The sequence below is a fragment of the Streptomyces sp. SCL15-4 genome, assembly GCF_033366695.1.
Classification (GTDB): Bacteria; Actinomycetota; Actinomycetes; order Streptomycetales; family Streptomycetaceae; genus Streptomyces.
The window spans coordinates 1,375,159-1,390,656 of sequence record NZ_JAOBTQ010000001.1 but is presented as its reverse complement, the minus strand read 5'-3'; the positions used below and the strand labels follow the sequence as shown (position 1 = coordinate 1,390,656).

Here is a 15,498-nt window from a genome sequence, read left to right as displayed (position 1 = left end):
CGGGAGGCCGGTTGTGAAGTCTCGTCACGTTGTCACCTGCTCGATGTCCGGGATGTGCGACCGCGCCGGCCGGAGGAACTCCGGGAACCGGCGCGTTCGTTCATCCTGCCGCATCCCGCACGCCGGTTCGCCACCGGAGCGGCGCCGCCGGACGGCCGCTCAGACGATGCCCTCCGCGAGTTCCGCCTGGTCACGGTCGCTGCCGTAGGCGGCGGAGGTCGGGGTGCCGTACGACCGGCGGGCGACGAACCACCAGACGGTGGCGAGGACCAGGACCGCGCCGAGGGCGACGGAGGCGTAGTTCATCGTGTCCACCGTGACCGGCGACGCCTGCGGCAGGCAGAACAGGACGGTCACGCACGCCACCCACACGACCGCGATCCAGCCCACGGGTCTGCTCCAGCGGCCCAGGTGCCACGGCCCCGGCCGGAAGCGGTCGCCCGCGCGCAGCCGCAGGAAGACGGGGATGGCGTAGGCCGGGGTGATGCCGATGACGTTGATGGCGGTCACCGCGTTGTACGCCGTCGCCGAGTACAGCGACGGCAGCGCGAGCACGCAGGCCACGGCCACGGACAGCCAGACCGCGGCGACCGGGGTCTGGGTGCGGCCGCTCACCTTGCGCCACAGGTGCGAGCCGGGCAGCGCGCCGTCCCGGCTGAACGCGAACACCATCCGGCTGGCCGCGGCGACCTCGGCGTTCCCGCAGAACAGCTGGGCGACGATCACGACCAGGAGCAGCGCGCTGGCGCCGTCGGTGCCGAGACCGTCCAGCATGATCTGGGCGGGCGGCACACCGGTGTCGGTGGTGCGCGTGGCGTCGTAGTCCTGGATGGCGAAGGTCAGTCCGGCCAGCAGCACGAAGCCCGCGAGCCAGGACACCCAGATGGCGCGGACGATGCCCCGGGAGGCGGCCACCGAGGCGTGCGCGGTCTCCTCCGACAGATGGGCGGAGGCGTCGTACCCGGAGAAGGTGTACTGCGCGAGCAGCAGGCCGATCGCCGCCACGTACAGCGGGTTGTCCCAGCCGGTGTTGTCGACGAACTCGGTGAACACGAAGGACGCCGACTGGTGGTGGTCCGGCACGATCACCAGCGCGCCCACGATCAGCGCCACGCCCGCCAGGTGCCACCACACGCTGACCGAGTTCAGCAGGCTGACCAGGCGCACGCCGAACAGGTTCAGCACCGCGTGCAGCAGCAGGATGGCGCAGAAGATCAGCATGGTCCTGCCGGGCGTCGGCACGAAGCCCCACTGGAGGTTGGCGAACGCCCCGGCGAACAGGGCGGCGCCGTAGTCGATGCCGGCGATCGCGCCGAGCAGGCCGAGCAGGTTCAGCCAGCCCGTGTACCAGCCCCAGCGCCGGCCGCCGAGCCGGTCCGCCATGTAGTACAGGGCGCCGGAGGTCGGATAGGCGCTGGTCACCTCGGCGAGCGCGAGGCCGACGCAGAGCACGAACAGGCCGACGCCGGCCCAGCCCCACAGCATCACGGCCGGGCCGCCGGTGTTCAGGCCGAAGCCGTACAGGGTCATGCAGCCGGACAGGATCGAGATCACCGAGAAGCTGATCGCGAAGTTGCCGAAACCGCCCATCCGGCGGGCCAGCACCGGCCGGTAGCCGAGTTCGCGCAGGCGCTGCTCCTCGTCCTGCTGCGGCAGCCCCGGGGAGGGCACGGGCGAGGGTTCGGGGGTGGGGGACACGCGGGGGACCTCCGGGGTCATGGTTGCCGAACGGTTGTCGAACTGACGTGCGCGTGCGGGATGTTCAGGGGCGGCGGTCCTCCACGGCGGCCCGGCAGCGGTCCCGGGCCTGTGCGAAGACCTCCACCGCGCGGTCCCGGTCCCGGGTGCGGTACATCCAGGGCGGCGGCGTGAAGTAGGGGCCGATCGCCTCGAAGACCCGGGCCGCGGCCGGAAACTGGTGGGAGCCCCACAGCGCGTGGGCCAGATGGTTGAGGTCCGGCAGCGCGCGCTCGTCCGGCCGCGTCCGGTCGAACCAGGAGTCCAGCGCCCGCCGCGCCTCCCGGGCCGCTTCCTCCGCCACCCAGTGCAGGTCCAGCGCCGCGTCGTGCCCGCTGTCCCGGCGGTAGCGCTCCACCCGCACGTACAGCGGCAGCAGGTGCAGCGCCGAGCCGGGCGGCGCCTGGCCCGCCGCCCACTGCGCGTACCCGGACGCCTCCGCCAGCCGTCCCGAACCGCCGCGCACATACAGGAACTGCAGCATCCGGTGGTGGGCCTCGCGGTTGAACGGGTCGCGCCGGCCGGCCTCGGCCAGCAGCACCCAGGGGCCCGGCGGCAGCATCGGCTCCGGCGGCGCGGTCCGGTGCTCCTCCCAGCGCTGCTCCGGGTCGAGCTGGGCCAGCGCCAGCAGGCACACCCAGGGCACCGGGTCCCGGGGCGCGGCCGCGGTGGCGGTCTGGGCCGCGTCCCACGCCTCGATCCACAACTCGTGGGTGCGCCGGTGCCGTTCCCGCCGGGCCCGCAGCGCCCGCTCCACGCCGACCCGGGCGTGCATCACCGCCGCGTGCACGCTGTCCGGCTCCTCGGCGAGCCAGGCCCGCACCACGTCGGTGCCGGCCGCGGCGGTGGCCAGCACCTGGGTGCGCTGCGTCCACCGCCACCACTGTGTGGTCTCCGCCAGCAGGGCGCGCATGGCCATCCAGCGGCCGGTGCGCAGCTCCTGGAGCGCGGCCCGCAGCGCGTGGTCGGGTCCGGCGGGGTCGTAGGAGGGGCGGACTCCGTCTCTGGCCATCAGCCGCCGGCCCCCGGCCGCCGGCGCACCTGACGTGGCAACAGCCCTCCCCTGGGCGGTGGTGAATGCGGTCTCGCGTGGTCGGCGGTCACTATAGAGGCGACTTGTTCGACCTATCTATTGTTGCCAAGTCAACCATCTCGCAAGGGCAGTTGACATATCGGCAGGTATCCCGCGACGGCGCCGGTCATCCGGCCGCAAGAGCTTGACGCCGGGCCCGCCGCGACGGCAGGCTGGCGCGGTGATCTTCAGGTCCGGTGCGGGGGACGCGCGATGACGGGGCCGGTGCTCGCCGTCGACCAGGGCACCTCCGGCACCAAGGCGCTCGTCGTCTGCCCCGAACGCGGTGTCCTCGGCACCGGCTTCGCCGAGGTCCGCCCGCGTCATCTGCCCGGCGGCCTGGTCGAGGCGGACCCGGGCGAGCTGTACGACTCGGTGGTCGAGGCCGGCCGGCGCGCGCTCGCCGAGGCCGGCGAGGACGTCGTCGCGCTCGGCCTCGCCAACCAGGGCGAGACCGTCCTCGCCTGGGACCCGGCCACCGGCCGCCCGCTCACCGACGCGCTGGTCTGGCAGGACCGGCGCGCCGAGCGAGTCTGCGCGGAACTCGCCGATCACGCGGAGGAGCTGCGGCAGCTGACCGGGCTTCCCCTCGATCCGTACTTCGCCGCGCCCAAGATGGCCTGGATCCGCCGCCACCTCACCCGCGACGGCGTCGTCACCACCTCCGACGCCTGGCTGGTGCACCGCCTCACCGGCGCCTTCGCCACCGACGCCGCCACCGCCGGCCGCACCCAGCTGCTGGACCTGGACCGCACCGAGTGGTCCCCGCGCGCCCTCGACCTCTACGGCCTGGCCGGCGAGCGCCTGCCCGAGGTCGCCGACAACGCCGGACCGGTCGGCACCACCACGGCCTTCGGCCCCGAGATCCCGCTCACCGCCCTGATCGTGGACCAGCAGGCGGCCCTCCTCGCCCAGCGGATCACCGGCCCCGGCGCCGTCAAGTGCACCTACGGCACCGGGGCGTTCCTGCTCGCGCACACCGGCGACCGGCCCCGGCGCGGCCCGTCCGGCCTGGTCTCCTGCGTCGCCTGGCGGCTCGCCGGACACCCCGGCTACTGCCTGGACGGCCAGGTGTACACGGCCGCCTCCGCCGTCGGCTGGCTCACCGGCCTCGGCGTCCTCTCCTGCGCCGCCGACCTCGACCCGGTCGGCGGCACCGTCCCCGACAGCGGCGGGGTCACCTTCGTCCCCGCCCTCGCCGGGCTCGCCGCCCCCTGGTGGCGCGGTGACCTGCGCGGCTCGCTGACCGGGCTCGGCCTCGACACCACCGCCGGACACCTGGTGCGCGCGCTGTGCGAGGGCATCGCCGCCCAGGTCGCCGAGCTGGCCGAGGCCGCCGCCGAAGACCTGGGCGCGCCGGCGGACACGCTCCGCGTCGACGGCGGCCTCACCCGCTCCGCGCTGCTCATGCAGACCCAGGCCGACCTGCTGCAACGCCCCGTCGAGGTGTCCGCGCTGCCCGATGCCACCGCACTCGGCGCCGCCACCCTGGCCCGCATCGGCGCGCAGCCCGGCCTGCGCGTGGAGGACGCCCTGCCCGGCTGGCGGCCCGCCGCCGTGTACGAGCCCCGCATCCCGGCCGACCAGGCCGCCGAACGCCGCGCCGGTTTCCGCACCGCCGTCGCCGCCCTCCTCGGCTCGTGACCGTCACCGCGGCGGGCGCGCTCCCGGCGACGCCGTACGACGTGGCGGTCGTCGGCGCCGGCGTGGTCGGCTGCGCCATCGCCCGCGAACTCGCCCGCCACCCCCGGCTGCGCATCGCCCTGATCGAGGCCCAGGACGACGTCGGCCAGGGCACCTCCAAGGCCAACACCGCCATCCTGCACACCGGTTTCGACGCGACCCCCGGCACCCTGGAGGCCCGGCTGGTCCACGAGGGCCACACCCTGCTCGGCGCCTACGCCGCCCGGACCGGCATCCCCGTCGAGCGGACCGGCGCCCTGCTGGTCGCCTGGGACGCGGAGCAGCTCGCCGCGCTGCCCCGGCTGGCGGAGAAGGCCGCGCGCAACGGCTGCCACGACACCGGCCTGCTCGGCCCCGAGGAGCTGTACGCCCGCGAGCCGCACCTCGGCCCCGGCGCGCTCGGTGCCCTGCACGTCCCCGGCGAGAGCGTCGTCTGCCCCTGGACGACCACCCTGGCCTACGCCACCCAGGCGGTCCGCGCCGGCGCCGACCTGCACCTGAACACCGCCGTACGCGAGGCGGGCTGGGACGGCGGGCACCGGCTGACCACCAGCCGGGGCACCCTGTACGCCCGCCACCTGGTCAACGCGGCCGGACTGCACGCCGACACCCTGGACCGCGCCCTGGGCCACGACGACTTCACCGTCACGCCGCGCCGCGGCCAGCTCCTGGTCTACGACAAGTTCGCCCGCTCCCTGGTGCGGCACATCCTGCTGCCCGTGCCGACCGCCCTCGGCAAGGGCGTCCTGGTCGCGCCCACCGTCTACGGCAACGTCCTGCTCGGCCCCACCGCCGAGGACCTGGACGACAAGCACGCCACCGGCTCCACCGCCGACGGTCTCGCGGCCCTGCGGGAGAAGGGCCGGCGCGTCCTGCCCGCCCTGGTGGAGGAGGAGGTCACCGCCGTCTACGCCGGGCTGCGCGCGGCCACCGGGCACGAGGACTACCGCATCACCGCGCACCCCGGGCAGGCGTACGTCACCGTCGGCGGCATCCGCTCCACCGGCCTGACCGCCTCCATGGCCATCGCCGCCCACGTCACCGGCCTGCTGGCCGGCACCGGGCTCGACCTCGGCCCGGTACGCGAACCCGAGCCGGTGACCGTGCCCAACCTCGGCGAGGCCTTCCCGCGCCCCTACCAGCGGGCCGACCTGATCGCCGCCGACCCCGAGTACGGCACCCTGGTCTGCCACTGCGAGCGCGTCTCCCGCGGCGAGATCCGCGACGCCCTCGCCAGTACCATCCCGCCGCGCGGCCTGGAGGGCCTGCGCCGCCGCACCCGCGCCCGGGCCGGCCGCTGCCAGGGCTTCTACTGCGGGGCGGCGGTCCGCGAGCTGTTCGAACGGGGGACCGGATCATGACGGCCGCACGGCACGTGGACGTCCTCGTCGTCGGCGCCGGCCCCGCCGGGCTCGCCGCCGCCGCGCGGCTGGCCGCCGCCGGCGCCGGCCGGGTGGAGGTGCTGGAGCGGGAGACCGCACCCGGCGGGGTGCCCCGGCACTGCGCCCACGGCGGCTTCGGCACCTGGACCCGCCCGCTCACCGGCCCGCGCTACGCCCGGCTGCTCACCGAGGCCGCCGAACGGGCCGGCGCCACCCTGCGCACCGGCGTGACGGCGCTGGACTGGGCGTCCGGACACGCCGTGCTCGGCACCGTCGGCCCCGGCGGACCGGAGACCGTCGCGGCCCGGGCCGTCGTCCTCGCCACCGGCGCCCGCGAACGCCCCCGCGCCGCCCGCCTGGTGCCCGGCACCCGCCCCGCCGGCGTCTACACCACCGGCGAACTCCAGCAGGCCGTCCACCTGTACGGACAGCACATCGGCACCCGCGCCGTCGTGGCCGGCGCCGAGGACGTCTCCTACGCGGCGGCCGGCACCCTGCGCGCGGCCGGCGCCGAGGTCGTCGCCCTGGTCACGGAAGACCCGCGCGCCCGCACCGGCCGCGCCCGCGCCCAGGCGGCCCGGCTGTACCGCGGCATCCCGCTGCTGACCTCCGCCACGATCACCGAACTCCTCGGCCGCGGCCGGCTGTCCGGCGTCCGGGTCCGCCACCGGGACGGCCGTACGACGGTCCTGCCCTGCGACACCGTGGTGTTCACCGGCGACTTCGTGCCCGACCACGAACTGGCCCGGCGCGGCGGCCTCGTCCTCGATCCCGGCACCCGCGGCCCCGCGACCGACGGCGCCTGGCACACCTCCCGCCCCGGCGTCTTCGCCGCCGGCAGCCTGCTGCACGCCGTGGAGCCCGCCCGTACCGCGGCCCTGGAGGGCGCCCGGGCGGCCCGCGCGGTCCTGGACCACCTGGCGGGCGCCCCCTGGCCCGGCCCCGGGGTGCCCGTCCTGGTGTCGGCGCCGCTGCGCCGGATCACCCCCAACCGCGTCACCCCCGGCACTCCGCCCGAGCACCACCTCCTGCGCACCGGCGCACCGCTGTCCCGCCCGGTCCTGTACGTCCGCCAGGACGGCCGCCTCCTGCACCGCGCACGGCTCGGCCCGGGCGCCGCCGTGCCGCACCGCGCCCTGACCCTCACCGCCCGCTGGCACGACCGCGTCGACCCGGGGGGCGGCCCGGTGCGGGTGAGCACCGGCTGAGCACGGCGAACCGGATGACCGGCAGCCGGCCCTTCGGCGGCGGCCGGAGCACCGCGCCCTGCCGGGCCACGGCCGCGGCCACCCGGGTCGGCCAGGTGGCGCCGGCCGCGGCGAGCAGCCACCGCCGGGACGCGGAGCGCAACCGGCCGAACCCCTCGGCGAGCATGACGCGGTGCCATGCGGCGGCCACGGCGACCGGCGCGAGCGGTACCAGGCGCGGCACCCGGCGGACGGGGACACGGCGGGCGGACGTCACGGCATCCGGGGACGGCCGCGCCGCCCGAACCGGGGGTGAGGAACCGCGGACCTTGACCTCAAGGATGCTTGAGGTCGTACCGTCGTCGGCATGAGCATGGAGACCACCGCCTGGACGCAGCTGCACAGCGTCATGAACGCGCAGTCCGAGCGTCGCCCGTTCGCCCGCGCCACGCTGCGCAGGATCGCCGCCTTCGCCCGCCCACACCGTGCCGGTATCGTCCGGTTCATCCTGATCGGGGTGGCGACCGCACTGCTCGCGGTCGCCACCCCCGTACTCGCCGGACGCGTCGTCGACGCGATCGTGGCGGGGCACGACTCCGCCGGTGTCGTCCGCCTCTCCCTGCTCATCGCGCTGGTCGCGCTCGCGGAGGCCGGGCTCGGCATCCTCGGCCGGCGCCTGTCGTCGACGCTCGGGGAGGGACTCATCCTCGATCTCAGAACGGCCGTGTTCGATCATGTGCAGCGCATGCCCGTCGCGTTCTTCACACGTACCCGTACGGGAGCGCTGGTCAGCCGTCTCAACAACGACGTGATCGGCGCCCAGCGGGCCTTCGCCTCCACCCTGTCCGGCGTGGTCAGCAACCTGGTCACGCTGCTGCTCACGCTCGCCGTCATGCTCACCCTGTCCTGGCAGATCACGCTGCTCGCGCTGGTGCTGCTACCGGTGTTCGTGCTGCCGGCCCGCCGCATGGGCGGCCGGATGGCCCGGATGCAGCGCGAGGCGGCGGCGCTGAACGCGGCCATGGGCACCCGGATGACCGAGCGGTTCTCCGCCCCCGGCGCCACCCTGGTCAAGCTGTTCGGCCGCCCGGAGGAGGAGTCGGCCCAGTTCGCCGCCCGCGCCGCCCGCGTCCGGGACATCGGCGTGCGCACCGCCACCGCCCAGTCCGTCTTCATCACCTCCCTCACCCTGGTCTCCGCCCTCGCCCTGGCCCTCGTCTACGGCCTCGGCGGCTGGTTCGCCCTGCACGACACCCTGGAGCCCGGCGCCGTCGTCTCCCTCGCCCTGCTGCTGACCCGGCTGTACGCCCCGCTGACCGCGCTCGCCGGGGCCCGGGTCGAGGTGATGAGCGCGCTCGTCAGCTTCGAGCGGGTCTTCGAGGTGCTGGACCTCAAGCCCCTCATCGAGGAGAAGCCGGACGCCCGCGAGGTCCCCGAGGGCCCGGCCGCCGTCGAGTTCGACGCCGTCCGCTTCGCCTACCCGTCCGCCGACCAGGTCTCCCTCGCCTCCCTGGAGGAGGTCGCCGCCCTCGACACCCGCGGCGGCACCGAGGTGCTGCACGGCGTCTCCTTCCGCGCCGAACCCGGACAGACCGTCGCCCTCGTCGGCTCCTCCGGCGCCGGCAAGTCCACCATCGCCCAGCTCCTGCCGCGCCTGTACGACGCCGACGCCGGAGCGGTCCGCGTCGGCGGCGTCGACGTGCGCGACCTGAGCTTCGCCTCCCTGCGCGCCACCGTCGGCATGGTCACCCAGGACGGCCACCTCTTCCACGACACCGTCCGCGCCAACCTGCTGCTCGCCCGGCCCGACGCCACCGACGACGACCTCTGGGACGCCCTCGGCCGGGCCCGTCTCGCCGACGTCGTACGGTCCCTGCCCGAGGGCCTGGACACGGTCGTCGGCGAGCGCGGCTACCGGCTCTCCGGCGGCGAACGCCAGCGCATGACCATCGCCCGGCTGCTGCTGGCCCGGCAGCGGGTCGTCATCCTGGACGAGGCCACCGCCCACCTGGACAACACCTCCGAGGCGGCCGTGCAGGAGGCGCTCACCGAGGCACTGGAGGGCCGCACCGCCGTCGTCATCGCCCACCGCCTGTCCACCGTCCGCGCCGCCGACCAGATCCTCGTCGTGGAGTCCGGTCGCATCGTGGAACGCGGCACCCACGAGGACCTGCTGGCGGCCGGCGGCCGCTACGCCGAGCTGCACCGCACGCAGTTCGCGACCCGCGACGAACCGGCGGCGGCGGTGGCGCCGCCGGCCGGCTGAGCGGTACCGGGACCCGCCGGACGGGTGCCGGGACGTGTGAGGCGGAGGCGACTGGATACGCGGTGGGGACGGCAGCATCGTCCGTCCGGGAGGTCGTCCCCGCCCATGACCAGCACATCCCACCACTCCGAGGTCACCCTCCGGGTCAACGGCAAACCCCACACCCTGCGCGTCGACCACCGGCGCGTCCTGCTGGACCTGCTGCGTGAGGACCTGGACCTCACCGGCTCCAAGAAGGGCTGCGACCACGGCCAGTGCGGCGCCTGCACCGTGCTGGTCGACGGCCGCCGCATCAACAGCTGTCTGCTGCTCGCGGTCACCCTCGACGGCAGCGAGATCACCACCGTCGAGGGCCTGGGCGGCGACAGCGAGGAACCGCATCCGCTCCAGCGCGCCTTCCTCGACCGCGACGCCTTCCAGTGCGGCTACTGCACCCCCGGCCAGCTCTGCTCCGCCCTCGGCATGCTCGCCGAGGCCGCGGCCGGCCACCCCTCCCACGTCACCGACCCCGCCGTCCCCTCCGGCCGGCCCGTCCCGCTGGACCGGAGCGAGATCCGCGAGCGGATGAGCGGCAACCTCTGCCGCTGCGGCGCCTACCCCCGCATCGTCGAGGCGATCGAGGACGTGATCGAGTGAACGGCTTCGGATACCTGCGGCCCGAAACCCTCCAGGAGGCCGCCGAGGCCGGTGCCGCCCACCCCGGCGCCCGCTACCTGGCCGGCGGAACCAACCTGGTCGACCTGGTGAAACTCGGCGTGGAACAGCCCGCCGTCCTCATCGACGTCGGCCGGCTGCCCCTGGACACCATCGAGGAACTGCCCGACGGCTCGCTGCGCGTCGGCGCCACCGTACGCAACAGCGACCTCGCCGCCGACCCGCGCGTGCGCGACCGCTGGCCCGTCCTGTCCCAAGCCCTCCTCGCGGGCGCCTCCGCCCAGCTGCGCAACGCCGCCACCACCGGCGGCAACCTGCTCCAGCGCACCCGCTGCCCCTACTTCCAGGACCTGGACAAGCCCTGCAACAAGCGGGAACCGGGCAGCGGCTGCGGCGCCCGGGACGGCGTCCACCGCGACCACGCCGTCCTCGGCCACTCCGCGCACTGCATCGCCACCCACCCCTCCGACATGGCCGTCGCCCTCGCCGCCCTGGACGCCCAGGTCGAGCTGTACGGCACCGAGGGCACCCGGCGCCTGCCGGTGGCCGACTTCCACCGGCTGCCCGGCGAGCACCCGGAACGGGACACCTGGATCCGTCCCGGCGAACTGATCACCGCGGTGCTGCTCCCGGCCGCCACCGCCGGCGTGCCGTCCGCCTACCGCAAGGCCCGGGACCGGGCGTCGTACGCCTTCGCCCTCGCCTCCGTCGCCGTCGTGCTGCGGGTCGCGGACGGGGTGGTCGACCAGGTCGGCGTCGCCTTCGGCGGGCTCGCCCACCGCCCCTGGCGGGCCCGCCACACCGAACTGGCCCTCCTCGGCGCCCCCGCCACCCCCGAGGCCTTCGAAGGAGCCGTCGCCCTCGAACTCGCGCACGCCGAGCCGCTGCGGGACAACGCGTACAAGGTGCCCCTCGCCCGCAACCTCGCCCTGGACGTCCTGAACCGCCTCGCCCCGGCCCGCGCGACGGCCTGAGCCGACACAGGAGGACCCCATGACCGGCACGACCGGCACCGCCCTGGGTGCCCCCGCCGAGCGCCGCGAAGGACGCCGGAAGGTCACCGGAGCCGCCCGCTACGCCGCCGAGTACACCCTGCCCGGCCGCGCCCACGCCTGGCCCGTCCCCGCGGCGGTCGCCCGCGGCCGGGTCACCGCCGTCGACACCGCCGCGGCCCTCGCCCTGCCCGGCGTCCTCGCCGTCCTCACCCCCGGCGCCGCGGCCGGCCTCGGCGAACCCGAGGACGGCACGCTCGCCGTGCTGCGCGGCCCGGACGTGCCGCACCGCGGCTGGTGCGTGGCCCTCGTCGTCGCCGACACCCCGGAGACCGCCCGCGCCGCCGCCCGCGCCGTCCGGGTCGACTACGCCACCGCGCCCCACGACACCCGCCTCACCGAGGACCACCCGGGCGGCTACGAGCCCGAGGACGTCAACGGCCAGCCGGGCCGGCTGGAGTCCGGCGACCCCGAGGCCGCCTTCGCGGGCGCCGAGGTCCGCGTCGACGTCACCTACCGGCTCCCGCCGCTGCACAACCACCCCATGGAGCCGCACGCCAGCACCGCCCACTGGGACGGCGACCGGCTCACCGTGTACACCTCCACGCAGGGCGGAACGACCGTGCGGTCCGTGCTCGCCGGGCTGTTCCACCTGCCCGAGGAACACGTCACCGTCGTCTCCGAGCACGTCGGCGGCGGCTTCGGCTCCAAGGGCACCCCGCGTCCCGACGTCGTCCTCGCCGCCCTGGCCGCCCGGCACACCGGACGCCCCGTCACCGTGGCCTACCCCCGCCGGTACCTGCCCGCCACCGTCGGCCACCGCGCCCCCACCGTGCAGCGGCTGCGGCTCGGCGCGACCCCCGACGGCCGGCTCACCGCCGTGCTGCACGAGGTCACCGCGCACACCTCGCACGTGCGGGAGTTCGTCGAACAGGCCGCGGTGGTCTCCCGCGTCATGTACGCCACTCCGGCCCTGCTCAGCACCCACCGGGTGGTCCCGCTCGACGTGCCCAGCCCCTCCTGGATGCGCGCGCCCGGCGAGGCACCCGGCATGTACGCCCTGGAGTCCGCCGTGGACGAACTCGCCCACGCCCTCGGCACCGACCCGGTGGAGCTGCGCGTGCGCAACGAGCCGCACCAGGAGCCCGGCAGCGGCAAACCCTTCAGCAGCCGACACGTCGTGGAGTGCCTGCGCGAGGGCGCCCGCCGCTTCGGCTGGGCCGGCCGCGACCCGCGCCCCGGCGTCCGCCGCGAAGGCCCGCTGCTGCTCGGCACCGGCGTGGCCGCCGCCACCTACCCGAGCCAGGCGGCCCCGTCCACGGCCGCCGCCCGCGCCCTGCCCGACGGCACCCGCGTCATCCGGATCAACGCGACCGACATCGGCACCGGCGCCCGTACCGTCCTCGCCCAGGTGGCCGCCGACGCCCTCGGCGTGCCCCTGGACCGGGTGCGCATCGAGATCGGCCACAGCGACCTGCCCCCGGCCCCGCTGGCCGGCGGCTCCATGGGCACCGCCTCCTGGGGCTGGGCCGTCCACGCGGCCTGCGCCGAGCTGGCCTCCCGGCTGGCCGCGCACCCCGGGCCGCTGCCCGCCGAGGGCATCGAGGCCCGCGCGGACACCACCGGCGAGGCCGGCGCCGACAGCCCCTACGCCAAGCACGCGTTCGGCGCCCACTTCGCCGAGGTCGCCGTCGACACCGTCACCGGCGAGATCCGGGTGCGCCGGCTGCTCGGCGTCTACGCCGCCGGCCGGATCCTCAACGCCCGCACCGCGCGTTCCCAGTTCACCGGCGCCATGGTCATGGGCCTCGGCATGGCCCTGACCGAGCACAGCACCCTCGACCCGGCGTTCGGCGACTTCCCCGAGGCCGACCTCGCCTCCTACCACGTGCCCGTGCACGCCGACGTGCCCGCCATCGAGGCCGACTGGATCGAGGAGGACGACCCCCACCTCAACCCCATGGGCAGCAAGGGCATCGGCGAGATCGGCATCGTCGGCACCGCCGCCGCGCTCGGCAACGCCGTCCACCACGCCACCGGCATCCGCTTCCGCGAACTCCCCCTCACCCCCGACCGGATCCTGGCCGGCCTGCTGTCCGAGGGACGACGGTGACCGGACCCACCTGGGAGTACGACGGCTACCGGCCCGGCGAGGAACGCCTGCGGGAATCCCTGTGCACCCTCGGCAACGGCTACTTCGCCACTCGCGGCGCGCTCGCCGAGTGCACCGCCGACGACGTCCACTACCCCGGCACCTACGCGGCCGGCTGCTACAACCGGCTCATCTCCGAGGTCGCCGGCCGCCGGGTCGAGAACGAGGACATGGTCAACCTCCCCAACTGGCTGCCCCTGCGGTTCCGCCCGGCGGACGGCGACTGGCTCACCCCGGACACCACCCCCGTCGCCGAGCACCACCAGATCCTCCACCTCGGACCCGGAGTGCTGGAGCGCCGCACCCGCTACCCGCTCGGCGACGGCACCGTCCTGCTCGTCCGGCAGGTGCGCCTGGTCCACCTCGCCGATCCCCATCTCGCCGCGCTGCGCACCGAGTTCACCGCCGAAGACGGCCCTCTCGACCTGGACGTGGAGGCCGCGCTCGACGGGCGCGTCACCAACTCCGGGGTGGCCCGCTACCGGGAACTGGACGGCCGGCACCTCACCCGGGTCGACGTCGGCGCCGCCGCACCCGGCAGCGTCTGGCTGCGCTGCCACACCCGCACCTCCGACATCGGCTTCGGCCTCGCCGCCCGGCTGACCGCCGGGGCACCGGTCCGCCACGCCGACGAGGACCGCCGCGCCGTCCAGCGGCTGCGGCTGCGCCTGCCGCCCGGCCGGAGCGCCACCGTGGACAAGACCGTCGCCCTGCACACCTCCCGCGACCCGGCCATCAGCGACCCGCTGTGCGCGGCCCTCGACCGGGCCGCCGCCGCGCCCCCGTTCGACCGGCTGCTGGAGACCCACCGCGCCGCCTGGCGGCAGCTGTGGCGGCGCACCGCGCTGGACGTGCCCGGCGAGGCGGGCAGCATCCTGCGCCTGCACCTGTTCCACGTCCTGCAGACCCTCTCCCCGCACACCGCCGACCTCGACGTCGGCGTGCCCGCCCGGGGACTGCACGGCGAGGCCTACCGGGGCCATGTCTTCTGGGACGAACTCTTCGTCCTGCCCTACCTGAACCTGCACCTGCCCGAGGTCTCCCGGGCCCTGCTCCACTACCGCCACCGACGGCTGGACGCCGCCTGCCACGCCGCCGCCGCGCTCGGCCGGCGCGGCGCGCTCTACCCCTGGCAGAGCGGCAGCGACGGCCGCGAGGAGACCCAGCAACTGCACCTCAACCCGCGCTCCGGCCGCTGGCTGCCCGACCACTCCCGGCTCCAGCACCACGTCGGCTCCGCCGTGGCGTACAACGTCTGGCAGTACTGCGAGGCGACCGGCGACACCGGCTTCCGGCACGGCGAGGGCGCCGAGATGCTGCTGCAGATCGCGCGCTTCTGGGCGGACTCGGCGACCTGGGACGACCACCTCGGCCGCTACCGCATCCGGGGCGTGGTCGGCCCCGACGAGTACCACGACGCCTACCCCGGCGCGGCCCGACCGGGCCTGGACGACAACGCCTACACCAACGTCACCGCCGCCTGGGTGCTCGGCCGCGCCCTGGAACTGCTGGCCGGCCTGCCCGAACCGCGCCGGCGCGAACTGACCGAGTACTCCGGCCTGGCCGACGACGAGCCCGCCCGCTGGGAGCAGGTCTCCCACCGCCTGCACATCCCCTTCCACGACGGTGTGATCAGCCAGTTCGACGGCTACGCCGACCTGGCCGAACTGGACTGGGACGGCTACCGCAAGCGGTACGACGACATCCGGCGCCTGGACCGGATCCTGGAGGCCGAGGGCGACACCGTCAACCGCTACAAGGCGTCCAAGCAGGCCGACGTCCTGATGCTCGGCTACCTGTTCTCGCCCGGTGAACTGCGCGGCCTGTTCCAGCGGCTGGGGCACCCGCTGGACGAGCACACCTGGTCGGCGACCGTCGACCACTATCTGCACCGCACCAGCCACGGCTCCACCCTCAGCGGCCTGGTCCACGGCTGGATCCTGGCCCGCGCCCGCCGCGCCGGCGCCTGGCGGTTCGTCCAGGAGGCGCTGCGCGGCGACATCGCCGACCTCCAGGGCGGCACCACCGGCGAGGGCGTCCACCTCGGCGCGATGGCCGGCACGCTCGACCTCGTCCAGCGCGGACTGACCGGCCTGGAGACCCGCGGCGGCCTGTGCCTGGACCCCGTCCCGCTGCCCGAGCTGTCCTCCTACGGCTTCACCGTCCGCTACCGCGGCCACTGGGGCGTACGGCTGCGGCTGCGCAGCGGCCTGCTGGAGATCGCCGTACCGTCCTCCGACCGCCTGCCCATCGACATCCGGCTGCGTGACCGGGTGGTGCCCGTCGGCCCCGGGGAGACGGCCCGGCTGGTGCTGCCGGACTGAGCCTCTCCGGGCGCGTCCGGCTCGACATTCCCGGACGGAGCAGTAGATT

Annotated in this window: 10 protein-coding genes; 8 read left to right on the top strand and 2 right to left on the bottom strand. The window is 75.5% G+C overall.

Annotation, left to right across the window (positions count from 1 at the left end):
- Positions 1-159: 159 nt before the first annotated feature.
- The gene (locus tag SCK26_RS05705; RefSeq protein WP_318200163.1) at positions 160-1,719 is read right to left on the bottom strand and encodes an amino acid permease; all 1,560 of its coding nucleotides are present in this window, start codon (positions 1,717-1,719) and stop codon (positions 160-162) included.
- Positions 1,720-1,762: 43 nt separating this feature from the next.
- Entirely contained in the window at positions 1,763-2,749 is a 987-nt protein-coding gene (locus SCK26_RS05700; protein WP_318200162.1) for a hypothetical protein, read from the bottom strand.
- A gap of 273 nt (positions 2,750-3,022) precedes the next feature.
- On the opposite strand from SCK26_RS05700, the gene SCK26_RS05695 reads away from it, so the two are divergent.
- From SCK26_RS05695 to SCK26_RS05660, 8 genes are all read left to right on the top strand, one after another.
- Entirely contained in the window at positions 3,023-4,453 is a 1,431-nt protein-coding gene (locus tag SCK26_RS05695) for an FGGY family carbohydrate kinase (RefSeq protein ID WP_318200161.1), read from the top strand.
- On the top strand, positions 4,450-5,853 hold the full coding sequence (locus tag SCK26_RS05690; RefSeq protein ID WP_318200160.1) for an FAD-dependent oxidoreductase: 1,404 nt from the start codon (positions 4,450-4,452) through the stop codon (positions 5,851-5,853). The genes SCK26_RS05695 and SCK26_RS05690 overlap by 4 nt, the downstream gene beginning before the upstream one ends.
- A complete protein-coding gene (locus SCK26_RS05685; RefSeq protein ID WP_318200159.1) occupies positions 5,850-7,082 on the top strand; it encodes an NAD(P)/FAD-dependent oxidoreductase in 1,233 nt (410 codons plus the stop codon). The genes SCK26_RS05690 and SCK26_RS05685 overlap by 4 nt, the downstream gene beginning before the upstream one ends.
- A gap of 352 nt (positions 7,083-7,434) precedes the next feature.
- Positions 7,435-9,327 (top strand): ABC transporter ATP-binding protein, encoded by a 1,893-nt coding sequence (locus tag SCK26_RS05680; RefSeq protein ID WP_318205925.1) that lies wholly within the window; start codon positions 7,435-7,437, stop codon positions 9,325-9,327.
- Between the two features lie 105 nt (positions 9,328-9,432).
- On the top strand, positions 9,433-9,963 hold the full coding sequence (locus SCK26_RS05675) for a 2Fe-2S iron-sulfur cluster-binding protein (protein WP_318200158.1): 531 nt from the start codon (positions 9,433-9,435) through the stop codon (positions 9,961-9,963).
- Entirely contained in the window at positions 9,960-10,955 is a 996-nt protein-coding gene (locus SCK26_RS05670; RefSeq protein ID WP_318200157.1) for a xanthine dehydrogenase family protein subunit M, read from the top strand. The genes SCK26_RS05675 and SCK26_RS05670 overlap by 4 nt, the downstream gene beginning before the upstream one ends.
- A gap of 19 nt (positions 10,956-10,974) precedes the next feature.
- Complete coding sequence (locus SCK26_RS05665; RefSeq protein WP_318200156.1) at positions 10,975-13,086, top strand: xanthine dehydrogenase family protein molybdopterin-binding subunit; 2,112 nt, start codon at positions 10,975-10,977, stop codon at positions 13,084-13,086.
- Positions 13,083-15,449, top strand: coding sequence for a glycoside hydrolase family 65 protein (locus SCK26_RS05660; protein WP_318200155.1), 2,367 nt, complete (start codon positions 13,083-13,085; stop codon positions 15,447-15,449). Before SCK26_RS05665 ends, SCK26_RS05660 begins: the two co-directional genes overlap by 4 nt.
- Positions 15,450-15,498: the final 49 nt, after the last annotated feature.